The organism is Blautia sp. An249 (assembly GCF_002159835.1).
GTDB lineage: Bacteria > Bacillota > Clostridia > Lachnospirales > Lachnospiraceae > Blautia_A > Blautia_A avistercoris.
Map to the genome: position 1 here is coordinate 165,884 of NZ_NFJL01000006.1, position 18,395 is coordinate 184,278.

Annotated in this window: 18 protein-coding genes; all 18 read left to right on the plus strand. The window is 34.9% G+C overall.

Annotation, left to right across the window (positions count from 1 at the left end):
* Positions 1 to 1,314 carry a nucleotide sugar dehydrogenase gene (locus B5F53_RS07860; RefSeq protein ID WP_087222102.1) on the plus strand — a complete coding sequence of 438 codons (1,314 nt, stop codon included), beginning with the start codon at positions 1 to 3 and terminating at the stop codon, positions 1,312 to 1,314.
* 2 nt (positions 1,315 to 1,316) lie between these two features.
* A complete protein-coding gene (locus B5F53_RS07865; protein ID WP_087222104.1) occupies positions 1,317 to 2,291 on the plus strand; it encodes an SDR family oxidoreductase in 975 nt (324 codons plus the stop codon).
* Between the two features lie 29 nt (positions 2,292 to 2,320).
* A complete protein-coding gene (locus tag B5F53_RS07870; RefSeq protein WP_087222106.1) occupies positions 2,321 to 3,370 on the plus strand; it encodes a glycosyltransferase family 4 protein in 1,050 nt (349 codons plus the stop codon).
* Positions 3,357 to 4,358 carry an ATP-grasp fold amidoligase family protein gene (locus B5F53_RS07875; RefSeq protein WP_087222108.1) on the plus strand — a complete coding sequence of 334 codons (1,002 nt, stop codon included), beginning with the start codon at positions 3,357 to 3,359 and terminating at the stop codon, positions 4,356 to 4,358. Before B5F53_RS07870 ends, B5F53_RS07875 begins: the two co-directional genes overlap by 14 nt.
* A 31-nt stretch (positions 4,359 to 4,389) precedes the next feature.
* Positions 4,390 to 5,037 (plus strand): sugar transferase, encoded by a 648-nt coding sequence (locus tag B5F53_RS07880; RefSeq protein ID WP_275532198.1) that lies wholly within the window; start codon positions 4,390 to 4,392, stop codon positions 5,035 to 5,037.
* Between the two features lie 65 nt (positions 5,038 to 5,102).
* Positions 5,103 to 6,356: an ATP-grasp domain-containing protein gene (locus tag B5F53_RS07885; protein WP_087222110.1), complete on the plus strand. Its 1,254-nt coding sequence runs from the start codon at positions 5,103 to 5,105 to the stop codon at positions 6,354 to 6,356.
* Positions 6,344 to 7,357: a hypothetical protein gene (locus B5F53_RS07890; protein ID WP_087222112.1), complete on the plus strand. Its 1,014-nt coding sequence runs from the start codon at positions 6,344 to 6,346 to the stop codon at positions 7,355 to 7,357. Before B5F53_RS07885 ends, B5F53_RS07890 begins: the two co-directional genes overlap by 13 nt.
* The gene (locus tag B5F53_RS07895) at positions 7,335 to 8,369 is read left to right on the plus strand and encodes a GNAT family N-acetyltransferase (RefSeq protein ID WP_087222114.1); all 1,035 of its coding nucleotides are present in this window, start codon (positions 7,335 to 7,337) and stop codon (positions 8,367 to 8,369) included. The genes B5F53_RS07890 and B5F53_RS07895 overlap by 23 nt, the downstream gene beginning before the upstream one ends.
* Positions 8,370 to 8,380: 11 nt before the next feature.
* Positions 8,381 to 9,586, plus strand: a complete 1,206-nt coding sequence (locus tag B5F53_RS07900) for a glycosyltransferase family 4 protein (RefSeq protein WP_087222116.1) — start codon at positions 8,381 to 8,383, stop codon at positions 9,584 to 9,586.
* 19 nt (positions 9,587 to 9,605) lie between these two features.
* A complete protein-coding gene (locus tag B5F53_RS07905) occupies positions 9,606 to 10,259 on the plus strand; it encodes a DUF1919 domain-containing protein (protein ID WP_087222118.1) in 654 nt (217 codons plus the stop codon).
* Positions 10,260 to 10,292: 33 nt separating this feature from the next.
* On the plus strand, positions 10,293 to 11,414 hold the full coding sequence (locus B5F53_RS07910) for a sugar-transfer associated ATP-grasp domain-containing protein (RefSeq protein ID WP_087222120.1): 1,122 nt from the start codon (positions 10,293 to 10,295) through the stop codon (positions 11,412 to 11,414).
* Between the two features lie 27 nt (positions 11,415 to 11,441).
* Positions 11,442 to 12,533 (plus strand): glycosyltransferase, encoded by a 1,092-nt coding sequence (locus tag B5F53_RS07915; RefSeq protein ID WP_087222122.1) that lies wholly within the window; start codon positions 11,442 to 11,444, stop codon positions 12,531 to 12,533.
* A gap of 118 nt (positions 12,534 to 12,651) precedes the next feature.
* Complete coding sequence (locus B5F53_RS07920; protein ID WP_087222124.1) at positions 12,652 to 13,851, plus strand: O-antigen ligase family protein; 1,200 nt, start codon at positions 12,652 to 12,654, stop codon at positions 13,849 to 13,851.
* A 53-nt stretch (positions 13,852 to 13,904) separates the two neighbouring features.
* Entirely contained in the window at positions 13,905 to 14,435 is a 531-nt protein-coding gene (locus B5F53_RS07925; protein ID WP_162610555.1) for an acyltransferase, read from the plus strand.
* A gap of 12 nt (positions 14,436 to 14,447) precedes the next feature.
* Entirely contained in the window at positions 14,448 to 15,527 is a 1,080-nt protein-coding gene (locus tag B5F53_RS07930) for an ATP-binding protein (RefSeq protein WP_087222128.1), read from the plus strand.
* A gap of 80 nt (positions 15,528 to 15,607) precedes the next feature.
* Positions 15,608 to 17,122 carry a polysaccharide biosynthesis C-terminal domain-containing protein gene (locus tag B5F53_RS07935; protein WP_242970268.1) on the plus strand — a complete coding sequence of 505 codons (1,515 nt, stop codon included), beginning with the start codon at positions 15,608 to 15,610 and terminating at the stop codon, positions 17,120 to 17,122.
* A gap of 349 nt (positions 17,123 to 17,471) precedes the next feature.
* Entirely contained in the window at positions 17,472 to 17,795 is a 324-nt protein-coding gene (locus B5F53_RS07945; protein ID WP_087222134.1) for a hypothetical protein, read from the plus strand.
* Positions 17,796 to 18,112: 317 nt separating this feature from the next.
* On the plus strand, positions 18,113 to 18,395 hold a 283-nt coding region (locus B5F53_RS07950; protein ID WP_140398224.1), incomplete at its 3' end, for a transposase family protein.

Genomic DNA, 18,395 nt, shown 5'->3' on the forward strand with positions numbered 1-18,395 from the left:
ATGGATCTGTACGAAAAAATAAAAAACCAGGAAGAATCCCTTTCTTTAGTAGGTCTCGGTTATGTAGGAATGCCTATTGCCGTAGAATTCGCTAAACGTGGAATAAAAGTAATCGGATTTGATCTGAACGCCACGAAGATCGAGACCTATAAATCTGGAATTGACCCAACTAATGAAGTTGGAGATGAGGTTATAAAGAATACGACGGTTGAATTTACTGCTAATGAAGAGGATTTGAAAAGAGCGAAATTTCATATTGTAGCGGTTCCTACCCCTGTCAATGACGACCATACACCGGATCTTACTCCGATAGAGGGCGCAAGTGAGATACTTGGACGAAATCTGACAAAAGGTTCAATCATTGTCTTTGAGTCAACGGTCTACCCAGGAGTAACCGAAGATATCTGTGTACCAATTCTGGAGCGTGAGTCCGGTTTAAAGTGTGGTGCAGATTTCAAGATTGGATATTCGCCGGAACGTATTAATCCGGGTGATAAGGTACACAGGCTTTCAACAATCACAAAGATTGTATCCGGTATGGATGAGGAGACACTCGATACCGTTGCTAAAGTTTATGAGATTGTTGTTAATGCTGGAGTACATAGAGCAGAAAGCATTAAGGTAGCTGAAGCAGCTAAAGTCATAGAGAACAGTCAGCGTGATATCAATATTGCTTTCATGAATGAGCTGTCCATCATATTTAATAAGATGAGAATTGATACCAAGTCTGTTCTAGAAGCAGCGGGAACGAAGTGGAATTTTTTGAAGTTTTACCCCGGTCTTGTAGGTGGCCATTGCATTGGAGTGGATCCTTATTATCTGACTTACAAGGCAGAGGAATTAGGATATCACAGCCAGATCATACTTTCAGGACGCCGGATTAACGATGACATGGGCAAATATGTGGCAGAGAATGTGGTGAAGAATCTGATCGCAGCAGATAAGGCTGTCAAAGGAGCGAAAGTTGCAATTTTGGGTTTTACATTTAAAGAGAACTGTCCGGATACCCGGAATACGAAAGTAATTGATATAGTCAACGAACTTAATGAGTATGGAATCTATCCGATGATTGCGGATCCTACTGCAGATGCAGCTGAGGCGAAACGTTTGTATGATGTAGATTTTGTAACTATGGATGCGATTAAAGATATGGATGCTGTGGTACTGGCAGTGGCTCATACAGAATTTGCATCTCTTACCATGGATCAGATTGATAGCTTCTTTGGAGAAGAAAAGAAGGTTCTACTTGATCTGAAAGGTTTGCTGAACCGAAAAGAATATGAAGCTGTTGGATATAGTTACTGGAGGCTGTAATCATGGGATACGAGAATGTGAAATTTTTGGAGGAAAGCACCTTCCTTGTTACAGGTGGAGCAGGCTTTATAGGATCTAACCTGTGTGAATCGATATTAAAGTTGGGATATAAGGTTCGTTGTTTGGATGACCTTTCAACCGGCAAACAGGAGAATGTGGATCTGTTTCTGGATAATCCAAACTATACATTTATAAAAGGTGACATTAAGGATCTGAATACATGTATGAAAGCCTGTGAGGGTGTGGATTATGTTCTAAATCAGGCGGCTTGGGGCTCGGTTCCTCGGAGTATTGAGATGCCACTGTACTACTGCGATAACAATATCAAAGGGACTTTGAATATGATGGAAGCAGCACGAAAGAACGGTGTGAAGAAGTTTGTCTATGCATCCAGTAGTAGCGTATATGGAGATGAGCCGAATTTGCCGAAGCAGGAAGGAAGAGAAGGAAAACTTTTATCTCCTTACGCAGTCAGCAAAAGAGCCAATGAAGAGTGGGCGAAACAGTATACCAAGCACTATGGCTTGGACACGTACGGTTTGCGTTACTTTAATGTTTTCGGTCGTCGTCAGGATCCGAATGGTGTATATGCTGCAGTTATTCCAAAATTCGTCAAACAGCTTCTGGACGGCGAGCAGCCGACCATTAACGGCGATGGAAAGCAGAGTAGGGATTTCACTTACATTGAGAATGTCATTGAAGCAAATCTGAAAGCCTGTCTTGCTCCGTCATCTGTTGCCGGCGAGGCTTTTAATATTGCGTATGGCGGCAGGGAGTATCTGGTCGATATATATTATGGTTTAACTAAGGCACTTGGTGTTGAAATAGAGCCGAAGTATGGGCCGGACAGAGCGGGCGATATCAAGCATAGCAATGCGGATATCAGTAAAGCGAAAGAGCTGCTTGGATATGATCCTGACTGGAGTTTCGAGAGAGGGATTAAGGTTGCGATTGAGTGGTATAGGGAGAATTTGTAACTTATCTATACCAGATGTAAGGATAAAATATGAAGAAGTATAAAATAGGTGTATGCGGTAATTTTGATTTAGACAAAGGTTATTTGAACGGGCAAGTTATAAGAAGTATATCAATAGTAACTGAGATTGAAAATAAATTAGGAAGAAACACTTTATGTAAAGTTGATTATACGCAGTGGAAGAAAAAGCCGATTCAGACATTTTATGAATTTGTGAAATTACTATTATATAGTGAAAATGTGATTATTTTTCCGGATCTACGTGCTATTTATGCATTAGTACCTTTGGGAGTAGTATTGAAAGGTGTTACAGGTACTAAAGTTTATTATAACGTTATCGGAGGATGGTTGCCTGAATTTCTGCAAAAGCACAAAGTTATCCGTTATTGGACAATAAAGTTGGATGGCTTATTTGTTCAAACAAGGATACTCGCTGAACAATTAAGAACAATAGGAGTAAATAAAACAACAATATTTCCTAATTTTAAAAGAATAAAGGTTTATACAGAAGATAAGTTGAAGGTTGATTTTGTTAAGCCTTATCCTCTAATTTTTATGTCTAGAGTGACAGAGCGCAAAGGCATACGCGAGCTGGTTAGAATAGTAAATAAGTTGAATCAGGATCAGCCGCGCTTTAGTCTAGATATTTATGGTTCTATTGAAACTCATTTTGCAGAGCAATTTGAAAAGTTAAAGAAGGAGTTTACCCCATATATTCATTATAAAGGCCAAGTAGATCCTTTAAAAACAAGTGAAGTGATGCATAATTATTTTCTCCATGTTTTTCCGACAACATATCGTACAGAAGGTTATCCTGGATCTATATTGGATGCCTTATCGGCGGGAACACCTACACTTGCGGCAAGATGGCAATCTTATGAGGATGTTTTGACTGAAAACAAAACTGGAATATCCTTTGCAATGGAAAATTGGGAAGAATTAGAAGGAAAGCTTGTAGAAATTTATAACAAACCTGAAATTATTGATGGTATGAGAATAAATTGTCTAAAAGAAGCTAGGAATTACATACCGGGAAATGTGATAAACATAATGTTGGAGAAAATCGATGGTGATGATTAAAAATTATACAGACATACTAATTGCGCTGAGCCGTTTTTCAAGGAAACATCCATTGTTTCATCAAATTCTTCATCGTTGCAGTGTGGCAATTGTGGGCTTACAGAAGTTTATTCCGGATGAATTATATGCAAAGCAGATGTATAAACGATATACGGGTCTTACACTTAATTTAAAAGAGCCTCATTTATTTAATGAAAAGTTGTGGTGGATTAAATTAAATGTACGCAATCCGCTTATGACACGTTGCACAGACAAGTATCAAGTAAGAGAATATGTGGCGGAGTGTGGTTATCCTGATATTTTGAATAAACTATACGGTGTATACGATAAAGCTGAACAGGTGCCTTTAGATTCATTTTCAAAGGAAGTGTTTATTAAATGTACCCATGGGTCAGGAACAAATTGCATTTATCGCCCTCGAAGCAATTTTGACCATAGACGATTTATATCTGATTTCAATTTTGATTTAAGGCAAAATCATTTTTGGAATTCTAGGGAATGGAATTATAAAAATATTGTTCCTAGAATTATGTGCGAACAGGTATTAAGAGATAAGAATGGGAAACTTCCACGGGATTACAAATTTATGTGTTTCCATGGGAAGCCTAAATTGTTGTTTTTAGAGAATGAAGTTTGTGATGAAAATGGTCGTAGAAATACCTCTGGAACACGCTTTATAAATGTCTATGATATGGATTTTAGGTTGACTTCAATTACTTCAGGCTGTTTGTCACAAGTAAATGCGCTAATAAAAAGACCCATAAATTTTGAATATATGAAGGAAATTGCGGCGAAGTTGTCAGAGCCATTCCCACATTGTCGTGTTGATTTATACGATTTGGATGGTAAGGTTTATTTTGGCGAAATTACTTTTTTTCATGGAGGAGGTTGTGTCGATATTAAACCATACGAGGCGCAACTTCAAATGGGAAATTGGATTGACTTGGCAGCGATACCATCAAAGTATATAAAAAATGCAGGCAACTAAGCGATGATATTGTATTGAAAGAGATAATCATATGTTGTATAGAATATATATCAAACGAATATTAGATATTGTTATTTCCTTAATGGCACTATTATTTTTAAGCCCTGTTATGCTTATTTTGTCATTCTTAGGGTGGATCAAGATGAAGGGGAATCCTTTTTTCTTTCAAAAAAGGCCTGGTAAAAACGGTGTAATATTTAAATTGGTTAAATTCAAGTCAATGTCCATGGAGAAGGACGAGAATGGGAATCTACTACCAGATTCTAAGAGGCTGAATCGATATGGAAAAGTGTTGCGTTCAACAAGTCTGGATGAATTACCAGAACTTATCAATATACTTAAAGGAGATATGAGCTTAATTGGTCCCCGTCCATTGTCAGTGATGTATTTGCCATTCTATAGCGATGATGAAATGCATCGCCATGATGTCAGACCAGGATTAAGCGGGTTAGCTCAAGTCAATGGACGGAATGTAACAACATGGGAAGAAAGATTTACATGGGATTTAAAGTATGTTAATGAATTGTCTTTTTTGTTAGATTGCAAGATATTTTTTCTTACAATTTACAAAGTTATTAATAGAAGTGATATTGGCTCTCGCCAAGAATCAGGTAGTGATGAAGGGTTGATGGATTTTGAAATATATCGACAACAACAATGGGATAAAAAAAGTCAATAATAAAATAATCTTAAATTCTAAAGATAATATCAAAAGTTCGAATAGAGAAATATTGAGAGGATGTTATGAAAAATGTAATGGTATTTTCCTGCGGATCGATTCCGGGGATTGATATTAATTTTGCCTTGAGGGGAAACGATGAATATAAAATATATGGTGCTTCAAGTTATGAAGATCATGGGACTTTTGTGTATGAGAATTATATCGGTAATGTCCCCTTTATTTACGAATCCGATTTCATTCCTAAATTCAATAAAATACTGGTGAAGTATAAGATTGACTTCATCATTCCTCTACACGAGGATATGATCTTGTTTTTTCAACAGCATATTGATGAAATAAATGCAGTAGTAATTAGCTCTTGCTATGATACAGCTGTCTTGTGTAGATACAAATCTAAGACCTATGATGCTCTTAAAGGTTGTGACTTCGTCCCCACGTTGTACAAAATAGAAGAAGTTTTAGAGTATCCGGTTTTTGTAAAAAAAGATGATGATCAAGGAGCTAGGCATGCTTATCGAGTTGATAATGTGGAACAGCTAACGCTTTATGCCTCACAAGAAAAAATGATAATTTGCGAATACTTGCCAGGAGAAGAGGTAACAGTCGATTGTTTTACAGATCGTCATGGCAGATTACGATTTATTAACCCACGTGCAGCTGACAGAATGTTGGCTGGTATTGATGTCCATGCTAGGCGTCTGATAAATAACGAAGAGATTAAAAACATTGCCATTCAGATCAATGACAAGATATCTTTTCGAGGGCCTTGGTTCTTTCAAGTAAAAAAAAGTGGAGAGGGAAAATTTAAATTATTGGAGATTGCATCAAGATTTGCTGGGGGATTTGCGTTGACATTGGGGATGGATATTAATACTCCTTTAATGGCTATAAGAGATTTTGATAATAAAGAAGTAATTTTTGATTATAATGATGGCCTAATCGAAGCAGATAAGATGTTTATAACACGTTATAAGTTGGGATATGAATATGACCATATTGTCATTGATGGGATACAAGCATTAGATCTTAATGATAAAACAAACCCCCTGATGATGTTGTTGATTTATCAGACTTTAAATGAAAATAAGCGTATCACTTTACTTTCAAATAACTTTTCGTATGATAATCAAATTCTTAGAAGAAAAAAAATAGATTGCACCATGTTTGAACTGTCTGAATCTTTGGATGGTGTGGAATGGAATAAATCAGTTTTTATTTCCAAAAACGAGGAAAGGCGTAACCATGTTAGACAAACATATGGAGTAAAAGCATATGAACCAAATATGACAGGAGTTCTTTTGAATTGGAAAGCATGATTAGAACGGAAATAGGCAGTGAGTTCTGGGATGTCCCTGTGAGCAATAATGTAAATGATTTATTTCCTAGGAATACACAATGGTATTTGTCTGGGCGTAGTGCTTTAAGCGCTATTCTTAAATCTAACAAAATTAAAACGGCAGCACTACCATCCTGGTGCTGTGATAGTATGATTAAACCATTTATAGATTCTGGTATTCGAGTAATGTTTTATTATACGGATGGCATTCGACAGCAAACAGTTAATACCGAATGTGACGCCATCTTACTTATGGATTATTTCGGATATTCCGGATATAGTTCGGTTCCCGATGGGTACAGCGGAATCGTAATCAGAGATGTTACTCATTCTCTTTTTTCAGAAATAAAAATGGACGCCGATTATTATTATGGTAGCCTACGAAAATGGTGCGGTGTTTATTCAGGGGGATTTGCGTGGAGTAAAAGAGATTTTATAGAAAGAGCAGTTGAAAGAAAGGAAGAGATAATAGAGCTTCGTAGACGGGCTATGAAGAAGAAGTCAGAATATATCTATGGAAAAACGATAAGCAAACGATATATGGAAATGTTTTCAGAAGTTGAAAAATATCTTGATAAATTAGTTGGAGTTTACAAGGCGGCTCCAGAGGATATTGACAGAATAAAGTATCTGGATATTGATTTTATCAAACGAAGAAGAAAAGAAAATGCGGCTGTATTGATAGAAGCCTTAAGGCCATATTGCATTTTTCAAGAATTAAAAGACGGAGACTGTCCTCTCTATGTGCCAATTGTGGTAAAGCAACGTGATGAATTACGAAAGTGGCTAATCTCAAACGAAATATATTGCCCTGTACATTGGCCCCTAACCGCTATGCATTCTTTCGACCACTCTTTGAAAGAAATTTATTATTCTGAAATTAGTCTGATATGTGATCAAAGGTATCAAATTAATGATATGAAGCGTATAGTAAATGCTGTAAAGGAAGGATTGAATTATGTTGAAAACATACACAATTGAACAGGCAATGGAATGGGATAAAGTTGTCCGTTCATTTAATGAATATGACACATATTGGTTAAGCGGATATTCAAAGGGATTTCAGATTCATGGAGATGGAGAGCCGCTATTATTTTATTATGAAGGTAAGCATCTTCGAGGAATTAATGTAGTAATGAAAAGGGATATTGCAAAATCCGAAATGTTTAGAGGAAAATTTAGTGAAAACATTTTATTTGATATTTGTACACCATATGGTTATGGTGGTTGGCTAATAGAAGGTGAAAATAAAGAATTACTATTTGATGAATATGATAATTGGTGTAAGAATCATAGAATTGTAAGTGAATTCGTCAGGTTTCATCCAGTACTTCAAAACCATAGATTCAACGTTGATGCGTATGATGTTTGCCCGCTTGGAAATACAGTAGTCATGGATCTATCTTCTCCATATGTTATTTGGACAAACATTATAAGTAAATGTAAAAATAAAATTCGAAAAGCAAAAAAGAATGGTGTTCAAATTTATTCAGGGAGATATCCTGAAATATATAAGGAGTTTCGCTTCATCTATAATAGCACAATGGATAAAGATCATGCGGACAAATATTATTATTTTGAGGAGCCTTTTTATGAAAGTATTTTAAATGACCTTCCACAGAATGCACAAATCTTCTATGCTGTGTATGATGGTACGATTATTGCAGCTTCAATTATACTTATCTCAAATGGTCGTATGAATTATCACTTGTCTGGATCTTTAAGTGAATATGCACGGCTTGCACCTGTTAATTTACTTTTGTACGAAGCTGCTTTATGGGGATGCGAGCATGGATGTAAAACACTTTACCTTGGCGGTGGTGTGGGAAGTGATGAAGATTCTTTATATAAATTTAAAAAATCATTTAATAGGCTAGATAATGATAATAAATTCTATATCGGAAAGAAAATATTTTTAAGAGATAAATATGACCAGCTTTTGGAAATGCGAGGAGAAACGAATAGCTCTTTTTTTCCAAAGTACAGAGCATAGAAGGTAATAAAATGAAGGATATTTTAATTATAGCTCAATACACGCAGGCACCCGGTGAGTTTGAGAATGATCGATTTAAGTATTTAGCTGAATTTATGCTTGAAGATAAAGATATATCTATTGAAGTTGTAACAATGGATTTCTCTCATCACCGAAAAAAGTATAGGCATATCACAACCGAAGAAATGGATAGATGGCCATATAAGATGACGTTTCTGCATGTTACACAATACAAGAAAAATGTTTCAATTAAACGGTTGTTTAGTAATGGAGTACTGGCTATCAATCTAAAGAAATATTTTAAACATAGGAAAAAGCCAGATGTTGTGTTTTGTGCATTGCCATCTATATATTCAGCATATGTTGCTTCCAAGTATTGTAAAAGGAACGGTATAAAATTTGTTATCGATATACAAGATTTATGGCCTGAGGCATTTCAAATGTCTGTAAATATACGTGGGATCAGCAAAATACTTTTTGCGCCTATGAAGTTGATGGTTGACCAGGTATATGCTTCGGCAGATGTTATATGCGCTGTGTCACAAACGTATATTGATAGGGCTTTGGAAGTGAACAAAAAAGCAAGGAAAACATATTGTGTGTTTTTAGGAACAGATCTGGATGAGTTTGATAAAAATGCAACAGTGAGAAATAATGAACTAGGAAGCGAATTAAGAATTGCTTACTGTGGAACTATTGGACGAAGTTATGATTTGAAATGTGTGATTGATGCATTGCAGTTGACAAAAGGTAAAACAACATCACCAATTAGTTTCTTGGTTATGGGGGATGGACCGGATTTAGATAGAATTAAGGAATATGCTTTAGAAAAAGAGGTTCGGACAATTTTTTGGGGGAGGATCCCATATAAGGAAATGTGTGGCATCCTTGCTGGTTGCGATATTGTCGTTAATCCAATTATTCCAGGAGCTTCGCAGAGTATTATTAATAAACATGCGGATTACGCAGCATCTGGATTGCCAGTAGTTAATACACAAGAATGTGAAGAATATCGAAATCTTGTACAAGAATATCAGATGGGGTTCAACTGCAATAATAATGATGCTGCTGATTTATCTGAAAAGATCTTGCTATTGGCAAATGATTCTGTAATGCGTAAGAAAATGGGAGAAAACGCTCGTCGATGCGCAGAGGAATGTTTTGATAGAAAAAAAACATATCAACAATTAAGGAAAGCAATACTTGATTTTAACTAAGTTATGCAGAGGGTATAGTATGACAATAATTGAAAGAATAATAAAGAAGCTTAGAGACATTTCCGCGAAGCCAAGGCGCAGGAATATATGTACGAAGATGAGAGATAGATTAGAAAATGAAGATTTCTCTATCATTTCAAGTAATTGCATTGGTGGGATATTGTGTCACGATTTAAACATAAGATTTAACTCTCCAACTGTTAATATGTTTTTTGACGCTGCAGACTTTGTAAAGTTTTGTGCGAATATTCAATATTATACTAATCTTATTCCAGAAGAAGATTTAGAGCTTACAAAATCTTATGGATATCCTGTTTGCAGACTTGGTGATGTGCACTTGTATTGCGTTCATTATAAAAATTTTAATCAAATTAGAGATAAATGGATTGAGCGGTCTCAACGAATCAATTATGATAATTTATTTATTATAATGACAGATAGAAATGGACTTACTGAAGATATGCTACCCCAAATAAGTCAAATTCCTTACCCTAAAATATTATATTCCGCAAAGCCATACAAGTTCGATTTTGTTGTACATGTCAGAGAGTTTGAAAAGGAAAATCAGGTTGGGCAACTTCATTTTTTTGCGGATTTTCTCGGGAATCGCTACTATGAGAAATACTTTGATTTGGTAAACTGGTTAAATTTAGAATATAATAAAAATATATAGAGTTGCTAGTAATATGAAGGTGAGGAATATCTCATGGGTTTGTACAATACACTGCTGAGAACTGAAAAAAACATAAAATCATGTTTACGAACTGGGTATTATTTTGTGTTTGAAACTAAAGAAGTTAATAGAAAGCGTGCATTATATAAAGATGTTCATTGGAGTGATGAAGAGAAAAAGAACTTTGATTTATATTGGATGAACTTGCTCAATAAGAGGATATCTGATAAGTGGCACAAATTATATCAAAGTTTTAATGGGATTTACTGTAAGGAGTATATACCAGAAATTTTGTATACAACCTATATTGAGCCTCGGTTGAATGATCCTTTATACTCCAACGTCTTTGGGAACAAGGGTATTACCGAATTAATATTGCAGAGTGATTTGGTTTTGTTTCCGGAGACAATTTGTTATTCTGATGGAAAAAATTTTTACGATTCTAAACGTAGAGTTATTAGTGAAAATGATTTTTGGCGTTTAATCTTCAATGCTGGGGAGATAGTTATAAAGCCAGCTACTTCTTTTGGTTCTGGTACGGGAATCATGTTTTTAAATATGAAAGATGGCATTGATATGAATACAATGAAAACGTGTCGAGAGATTAATGCTATGATGCTATCACGAGAAGTTCTTGTTCAAAGGCTTTTTAAACAACATGAGACTATTGCAGCAATTAACCCTTCTTCTGTGAACACGATACGGATTACAACATATATAGTAAAAGGAGAAGTGCATTATTCTCCGATAGTATTGCGTTGTGGTTCTGGGTGGGGGCATGTGGATAATATTCATTCTGGCGGTTTGTGTGTTGCTGTGGAGGATGATGGTAGCTTGGGCAATACAGCTTATAAAATTGGATATTCGGATATTTGCGAACGATACAACTTTCATCCAGTTACTAAAACTGAATTTGGCAAAGTTAAAATTCCGTATATTAAAAGAGTTGTTGATGCGGCGTGTTCTTTACATGGAAGAACCCCTCACATTGGCATAATTGGTTGGGATTTTTCAATTTCATCAGATGGAACCCCTGTTGTAATTGAACAGAATTTCCATGGTGACAGCATATGGTTTCCACAAATTGTGCATGGAAAAAGTTTTTTTCGTGAAGATTCGCAGGCTATTATGGAATGTGTTGGTTTAAGAAAATGAAAATAATGAGTGTATTATAAGAGTGCTATGAAAAAAAATATTAAAGTATGTATTTTAATTAATAATCTGGGCTCAGGAGGAGCAGAAAGACAGGCGGTAAATATTTCAAAGATGTTATGTGATAATCAGTGCAGTGTTTCTATTGTGACTTTCAGATCCGGCGATTTTTTTTCTGAAACACTTAAGGAATATGGTATTACATATAAATCATTGAATTGTTGCAAACCTTTATCAGCATTATTCAAGACAAAAAAGGAGTTTATCAGTGGAGGGTATGACGTAGTTATTGCATTTCTACGTTCGCCAATTTTACTTGCTTGTGCTGCCTCTTTTACAAGAAAGTGGAAACTCATCATCCGTATGGGATCTGCATCAGATGGATTCTTTGCTTCTAGAATAGGCAAAGTTCTTGCTTGGTTAGCAAATAATGCAGATGCGATTGTATGCAATTCTGAAAATGAAAAGAGACTATGGCTTTCTAATTCAAAGATTCCATCATCTAAGATACATGTAATATATAATCTACATAGAGATTTGCAAGAAGTTACTGCAATTGATGGGAATTATCAAAATGATAGAACTCGTATTGTAATACCCGCAAGTTACTCGTTTGTTAAAAATGTTGCAAACGTAATTAAAGCGGTAACTTGGCTCAATGATACGGACAAAGAAGAATTAGAGATTCATTGGTATGGTCATAAGGAGGGGGCGTTAGGTGATACTTCTGTATACGATGATGCTGTAACTGAAATTGAAAAGAACGGACTATGCGGTCTTGTTCATTTGCATGAGGAAACAAAAGATATTTATTCAATCATGATGAATAGTGATTTTGTTGGCCTTTTTAGTTTGTATGAGGGACTTCCAAATGCTATATGCGAAGGCCTCTTACTTGGGAAACCCATCATTATGACGCGCGTATCCGACTATACCGTACTTGTAAACGGTAACGGTTTTGTGTGTGATCCCTCCCCGGAAGCTATCCGTGACACTCTTCACGATGCAATTTCAACAAGCATGAAACAACGCAAAGAAATGGGAAATATTTCTAAACAAATTGCGAAGAAATATTTGACATATGATCGAATACAAAACGCATGGAGAACGCTCCTTTTATGAAGTTAATAATATAATTGCTTGACAAGTTTGGTGAATTCTAGTTTCGGTCATTTTATTCCAGAATACAGAATTTATTCGATATAACATCGCTTAATCAGAAAGGACTAACCCCAGTGTAATGAAAATAAACCTAAAAACACTATCGGAATATACGCTTTATATTTATATTATCGCACTACCCTATCTAGCAATTGTGTATCCAAATATTGCAGATGTTATCTTTATCGGATTTATCTTGATAACTACAATTATTGTTATCAGAAGGGGAATTGGTAGGAACGTGTTATATAGAACGGGAGCCTTTATTATTGTGTTATTAGCAATAACAGTAATAACTTCAATGATGGCAGATAATAAAGAAACCGCCTATAGTGGAAGTTGGACTCTCATTCAATTGTTAGTATTTGATTTCTTCTTAATGATAACTATTGATTCAGACAAAGTGATTATTGGGTGTCTGAAATCTTTTGTTATTGGAACATATACAATGATGCTATTTGTATTTGCGCAGACTGGAGTTCAATTACTGTCAGTTTTGCCCACTTGGAGATTCGGAGGAGGAGACGGTTCCATAAATGTCAATTCAATTGGAGCTGCTGCAGGATGGAGTGTACTGATTCTATTTTTATTTTATAAACAAGAACGAAAAAAGATATATCTATATTTAATGCTGGCTCCCATGCTATTTGTTTTTGGGTCTGCTTCTCGTGCTTCTTTGTTAATAGTATTATTTGGAATATGTATTTATTATTTAACAAACAAGCAGAAAGCTTCGTATGTCAAATTAGCCTTGGTGGTTTTCTTATTAGTTTTGGGTTATAATATAGTAGAATCACTCAATCTTTTTCCTGATTTTATATCTAGGTTTAATCAATTGTTGGAAATAAAAAATGGAATTGATTCAACGGATGGTTCAACTAGAGTTCGTTATCAGATTGTTTTGTATGGAATTGAAAAAATCAAGGAACGGCCTTGGCTTGGATATGGTTTGGGACAGTTTCAGTACATTTTCCAAGATGAAGCTCTTGCACCTCATAATACTTTTATCCAGATAGCTTATGCGTTTGGATTAGTTGGAGCCACCTGGTGGTATGGTAATATTGCATTAAGTGCATTTAGAATTTTTAGCCGTTCAAATAGGCACATTTTTCGTTGGATTGCAATAATAAACACAGTTTTAGTTTGTATGGGAATATCAGCACAATCTTTGACAGATAAAACTGCACATTTATTTTTGATCTTATTATTTAATGCTGATGTATTGTCGAGATGGAAATCTAACAGAGAGGGAAATAATATTGATGAAATTGAATCTTAATAAAGTAGCTATGGTAGTTGGGGGAAATCAACCATTTGATAATGAGGTACGATATGATTTGGACAAGAATTAGAAATTTATACCTGGATTATAAATACAGGAAGGACAAAATACAATATGCAAGATTTCTTGGGGTGAAAGTCGGAGAGAGATGCAAGATACATAATAATCCCCGGGATTGTTTTGGGAGCGAGCCTTGGTTGGTAACTATAGGTAATCATGTTTTAATTGCCACTGGCGTACGTTTTATAACACATGATGGGGGAACATTTTTGTTCATTGATGAATATCCAAAAACTAATGTCTTAGGCCCAATTAATGTGGGAAATAATGTTTATATAGGTGTTGATGTAAAAATAATGCCTAATACTATGATTGGAGATAATGTAATAATTGCGGCGGGCGCAATTGTAACAAAGGATTTAGAGTCTGGCTGGGTATATGGAGGTATACCAGCAAAAAAGATAAAGACGGTTGAGGAGTATAAGGAAAAGGCTTTGCTTAATAGCGTTGAAACAAATGGCATGAGTATGGGTGAAAAAAGAAATCATTTAAAAAAAATAAGACCAGATTGGTTTGCGTAAGGATGTGAGGCTATGAATGAGAAAAAAATATTAATATTAACTCATGAAAATGGGAGATTTGCTACGAAATTTGTAGGTACAATGGAACATCATGAAGGTACAAATATGGATGTGTTCGAAATGAAATCCTTATTTGAAGATAACGGGTTTTCATGTAGTATCCTTAAATTTTCTGAGTTAGATATGTGTGATAATTATAAAGGCTACTTTGTTGTATACGCATCATCAGAGGACTATGGCAAGTTTTACAAGAATTATATTGAAGATATAATTCTTCGCTTGCAGCTTGACGGTGCTATTATGTTACCTAATTATATATTCTTAAGAGCACATGCAAATAAGTCATTTCAAGAACTTTTGCGTGCCTCTTTTGATAATAATGAACTGAGGGAGCCTTATTCGATATCAGTTGGTTCGTACGAGGAACTTAAAGGCGTTGCTTCACGTATTTCTTATCCATGTGTTGTGAAGACATCATCAGGATCAGGCAGCAGCGGCGTGATTTTGGTTCATAATGAAGAAGAACTGTATAAGCACACAAAAAGGCTCATGACTATCCATTATGTAGACTATTCCAGAGATTTAATTCAGCGGATAAAGCTTTATATATGGAGGATGATAAAGATTCTGACCAAGCACAAACATTCTCAACCAATCAGTGAAAAAATGCTAACCAATAAAATTGTTGTACAAGGGTTCATTCCTGAATTAGAAGGTGATTATAAAGTTCTATATTTTTATGAACGATACTATATTCTACACAGAAACAATCGAAAGAATGATTTTAGGGCAAGCGGTAGCGGAGATTTTTTATTTCCAGAATTATCTGATGAGGTAATTAAGGTTTTAGATTATGCAAAGATGGTTTCTGCTGAAATAGATCAACCGATGATATCAATGGATATTGTTTCTTCCGGAAAGGGGAAATGCTATTTAATTGAATTTCAGTGTGTATACTTCGGCCCGTTAACAATGCAGTATAGTCCGTTTTACTATGAGAATAAAGATGGTATATGGACAAAGGAAGATAATAAACATTCATTAGAAGAAGAATATTGTAGAGCAATAGTAGAATATATAAGTAATCATTAATAAATAAATTATATATAAGGTAAATACTCATATAATTTTATCTGCCATAATTTTACACACAGCATTGCTTGAGGTGAATGATGAGAAAAAAAAGATTAGCTAAAAATACGGTTTCTTCCTTGTCTTTACAGTTAACATCAGTGATTTGCGGAATGATCCTTCCGCGGTTTATCATAAAAGGATTTGGTTCAGAAGTAAACGGTTTGGTTAACTCAATAACGCAATTTCTACAGATTATCGCATTTTTGGAACTTGGTGTAGGTGCCGTTGTTCAAGCGGCTTTATATAAGCCGTTAGCGGAACGAAATGATTCGCAGATTAGTGCAATTATGGTTTCTGCGAGTGTTTTTTATCGAAGATTAGCAAAAATATTATTAATATATGTAGTGATATTAGCTGCTGTGTTTCCTATACTTACGCGTCAACAAGTTGATCCATTATTCTCAGTTTTATTAATTCTAGCCATGTCAATTAGTTCATTTGCTCAGTATTATTTTGGCATAGTCAATGGGCTGTTGCTTAATGCGGATCAATTAGGGTATATATCTCACATTTCACAAGCAGTTACAATTATATTAAATACCCTATGTTGCATTATATTGATTCAACTTGGCTCATCTATACTTTTGGTGAAGTTTTTTTCATCGATCATTTATCTTGTAAGACCATTATTTCTGAAGATCTATGTTGATAGAAAATATAAAATCAATAGGAAAATTAAATATGAAGGTGAACCGATTAAACAAAAGTGGAATGGTGTAGCACAGCATGTATCGGCGGTTGTGCTTAATGGAACGGATAGTATTGTGTTGACAACATTCGCTACTCTTTCAGATGTATCCATATATTCCGTTTATAATATGGTGGTATATGGGTTAAATCAATTCTTTATGTCGCTTACAGGTGGCGTGCAAGCGTTAATTGGTGAAATGTGGGCGAGGAAAGAAAAATGCAGTATGATTTCATTTTTTAATTATTTTGAATGGATTGTACATCTAGGAGCCACTTTTATTTATACGTGTACTGGAGTTTTAATATTACCGTTTGTTGAAGTGTATACTGCTGGAATTCTGGATATATGTTATATTCAGCCGCTATTTGCCTTTCTGATTACATTAGCAAATGCAATGAACTGTTTGCGTTTACCTTATAATATTATGATTTCAGCAAGTGGTCACTTTAAGCAAACGGAGGGTATTTTTATTTCGTCAGCGTTAATTAATTTGGTTTTATCAATTTTAATGGTTTATAAATGGGGACTGGTTGGTGTTGCTATAGGAAGCGTTATTGCCATGAGCTTTCAGACAATTTTGCTTGCCTATTATAGCTCCAAAAAGCTCTTAGATAGGTCTGTTAATTATTTCCTAAAGCATCTTTTAGTTGATTCATGTGTTGCTGGGATGACTGTTTTTCTGACAAATAAGATTTCGGTTGAAACCTTTTCATATTTAGCGTGGTTTTTAGGAGCGATTAATGTAGCTTTGGTATGTGCTTTTGTAAGCATTATTGTAAATGCTGTGTTTTATTGGAATAACACAAGAATAATTGCCAGAGAAATGTTATACAGATTGAGAAAAAATATTAAAAGAAATTAATATGGAGGTATGTTGAACACAATATATGTGAATTATCAGAAAGAAGCTATATATCCGTCAGGAAAATACTTTTGATCCGTGATTCATTCCTAAAGATCATTACGGTAAAAGCAATTGGGATCCCTTGGGTGAAATCGTTCATCCTGGCGACACTGTATTGATTAAACCTAATTTAGTGATTCATAAAAATTTATCGGGGGGAGTGAACTGTCTAACAACGCATCCTTCTATCATAAGGGCTGTTTTGGATTATGTTCTTATTGCATTGAAAAATAAAGGATGCGTGATACTCAGAGATGTTCCTGTTCAATCTTGTGATTTTGAGTAATTGCTAGTTGAGGGAGATTATATGGAAATAATTCAGTTTTACAAAAAACAGGGTGTTGAGTTGTCTCATATAGACTTCAGAGAGACTACGGCAAGAATATTAGATGGAATACTCCTACGTGAACCTAATACAAATAAAAGGAGTTTTGGTATCATTGTAGATATTGGGGCTGAGAGCGCTTTTAATGGCACCGAAACTCAAGCATTTAAAATATCAAACTATAATGTATCTGTATTAAAAGAGCATCATAATGAAATGCATCATAAGTATTCTATTTATCGAGGCGCTCTCGAAGCGGATGTAATTATTAACCTTCCAAAACCCCAAACGTATATAGAATCTTAAAAACAATGAAGTAATATTTACCTCAATTTTATAGGTACCCCTGGTGTTTATGATGAATATCCGAACAAATCATGGCTCAAAGAGTTTCAAAGTTATTGCCAAAATCGAGTTTGTCTATTACTAGATAATCATCATTATTACGAAAGACAATTTTGGAGTTATTTATTACGCTTTGTTAATTTATTAAATGCAGTAGTGTGTAAAATTACTGTGAGTATTCCGGGCGATTTTGGCTCTTCCGCAATTATCCGTTTTTAATATAGGAAATCTCAACAATTTATAGTATAATACTTGTATTAAAGGTATGGAGATTTCTTATGAATACACTTGATTTAGATTCGTTTTTTCCGAAAGAAAAGTTGCAGTTAATCAAGGCTGAGCAAACCAATGATATAATTCATATTTACCTGAAATCAAAAACAAAAAGTTGTGTCTGTCCTAAATGTGGTCAATCTACTGAGGAATATCATGGGACCTATGTAAGACACGTTCAGGATCTTCCTTTTTTAGGAAAGAATGTTCAGTTACATATTAAAGCACATGAATATAAGTGTACCAATACCGATTGTAATGCTAGTACAATCGCAGAGAATTTTAATG

Coding starts and splice junctions, on each gene's coding strand:
- B5F53_RS07865 (WP_087222104.1), top strand. CDS start 1,317: ATGGGATACGAGAATGTGAAATTTTTGGAGGAAAGCACCTTCCTTGTT.
- B5F53_RS07895 (WP_087222114.1), top strand. CDS start 7,335: ATGTTGAAAACATACACAATTGAACAGGCAATGGAATGGGATAAAGTT.
- B5F53_RS07860 (WP_087222102.1), top strand. CDS start 1: ATGGATCTGTACGAAAAAATAAAAAACCAGGAAGAATCCCTTTCTTTA.
- B5F53_RS07915 (WP_087222122.1), top strand. CDS start 11,442: ATGAAAAAAAATATTAAAGTATGTATTTTAATTAATAATCTGGGCTCA.
- B5F53_RS07905 (WP_087222118.1), top strand. CDS start 9,606: ATGACAATAATTGAAAGAATAATAAAGAAGCTTAGAGACATTTCCGCG.
- B5F53_RS07885 (WP_087222110.1), top strand. CDS start 5,103: ATGAAAAATGTAATGGTATTTTCCTGCGGATCGATTCCGGGGATTGAT.
- B5F53_RS07880 (WP_275532198.1), top strand. CDS start 4,390: ATGTTGTATAGAATATATATCAAACGAATATTAGATATTGTTATTTCC.
- B5F53_RS07935 (WP_242970268.1), top strand. CDS start 15,608: ATGAGAAAAAAAAGATTAGCTAAAAATACGGTTTCTTCCTTGTCTTTA.
- B5F53_RS07870 (WP_087222106.1), top strand. CDS start 2,321: ATGAAGAAGTATAAAATAGGTGTATGCGGTAATTTTGATTTAGACAAA.
- B5F53_RS07945 (WP_087222134.1), top strand. CDS start 17,472: ATGGAAATAATTCAGTTTTACAAAAAACAGGGTGTTGAGTTGTCTCAT.
- B5F53_RS07900 (WP_087222116.1), top strand. CDS start 8,381: ATGAAGGATATTTTAATTATAGCTCAATACACGCAGGCACCCGGTGAG.
- B5F53_RS07920 (WP_087222124.1), top strand. CDS start 12,652: ATGAAAATAAACCTAAAAACACTATCGGAATATACGCTTTATATTTAT.
- B5F53_RS07910 (WP_087222120.1), top strand. CDS start 10,293: ATGGGTTTGTACAATACACTGCTGAGAACTGAAAAAAACATAAAATCA.
- B5F53_RS07930 (WP_087222128.1), top strand. CDS start 14,448: ATGAATGAGAAAAAAATATTAATATTAACTCATGAAAATGGGAGATTT.
- B5F53_RS07875 (WP_087222108.1), top strand. CDS start 3,357: ATGGTGATGATTAAAAATTATACAGACATACTAATTGCGCTGAGCCGT.
- B5F53_RS07925 (WP_162610555.1), top strand. CDS start 13,905: ATGATTTGGACAAGAATTAGAAATTTATACCTGGATTATAAATACAGG.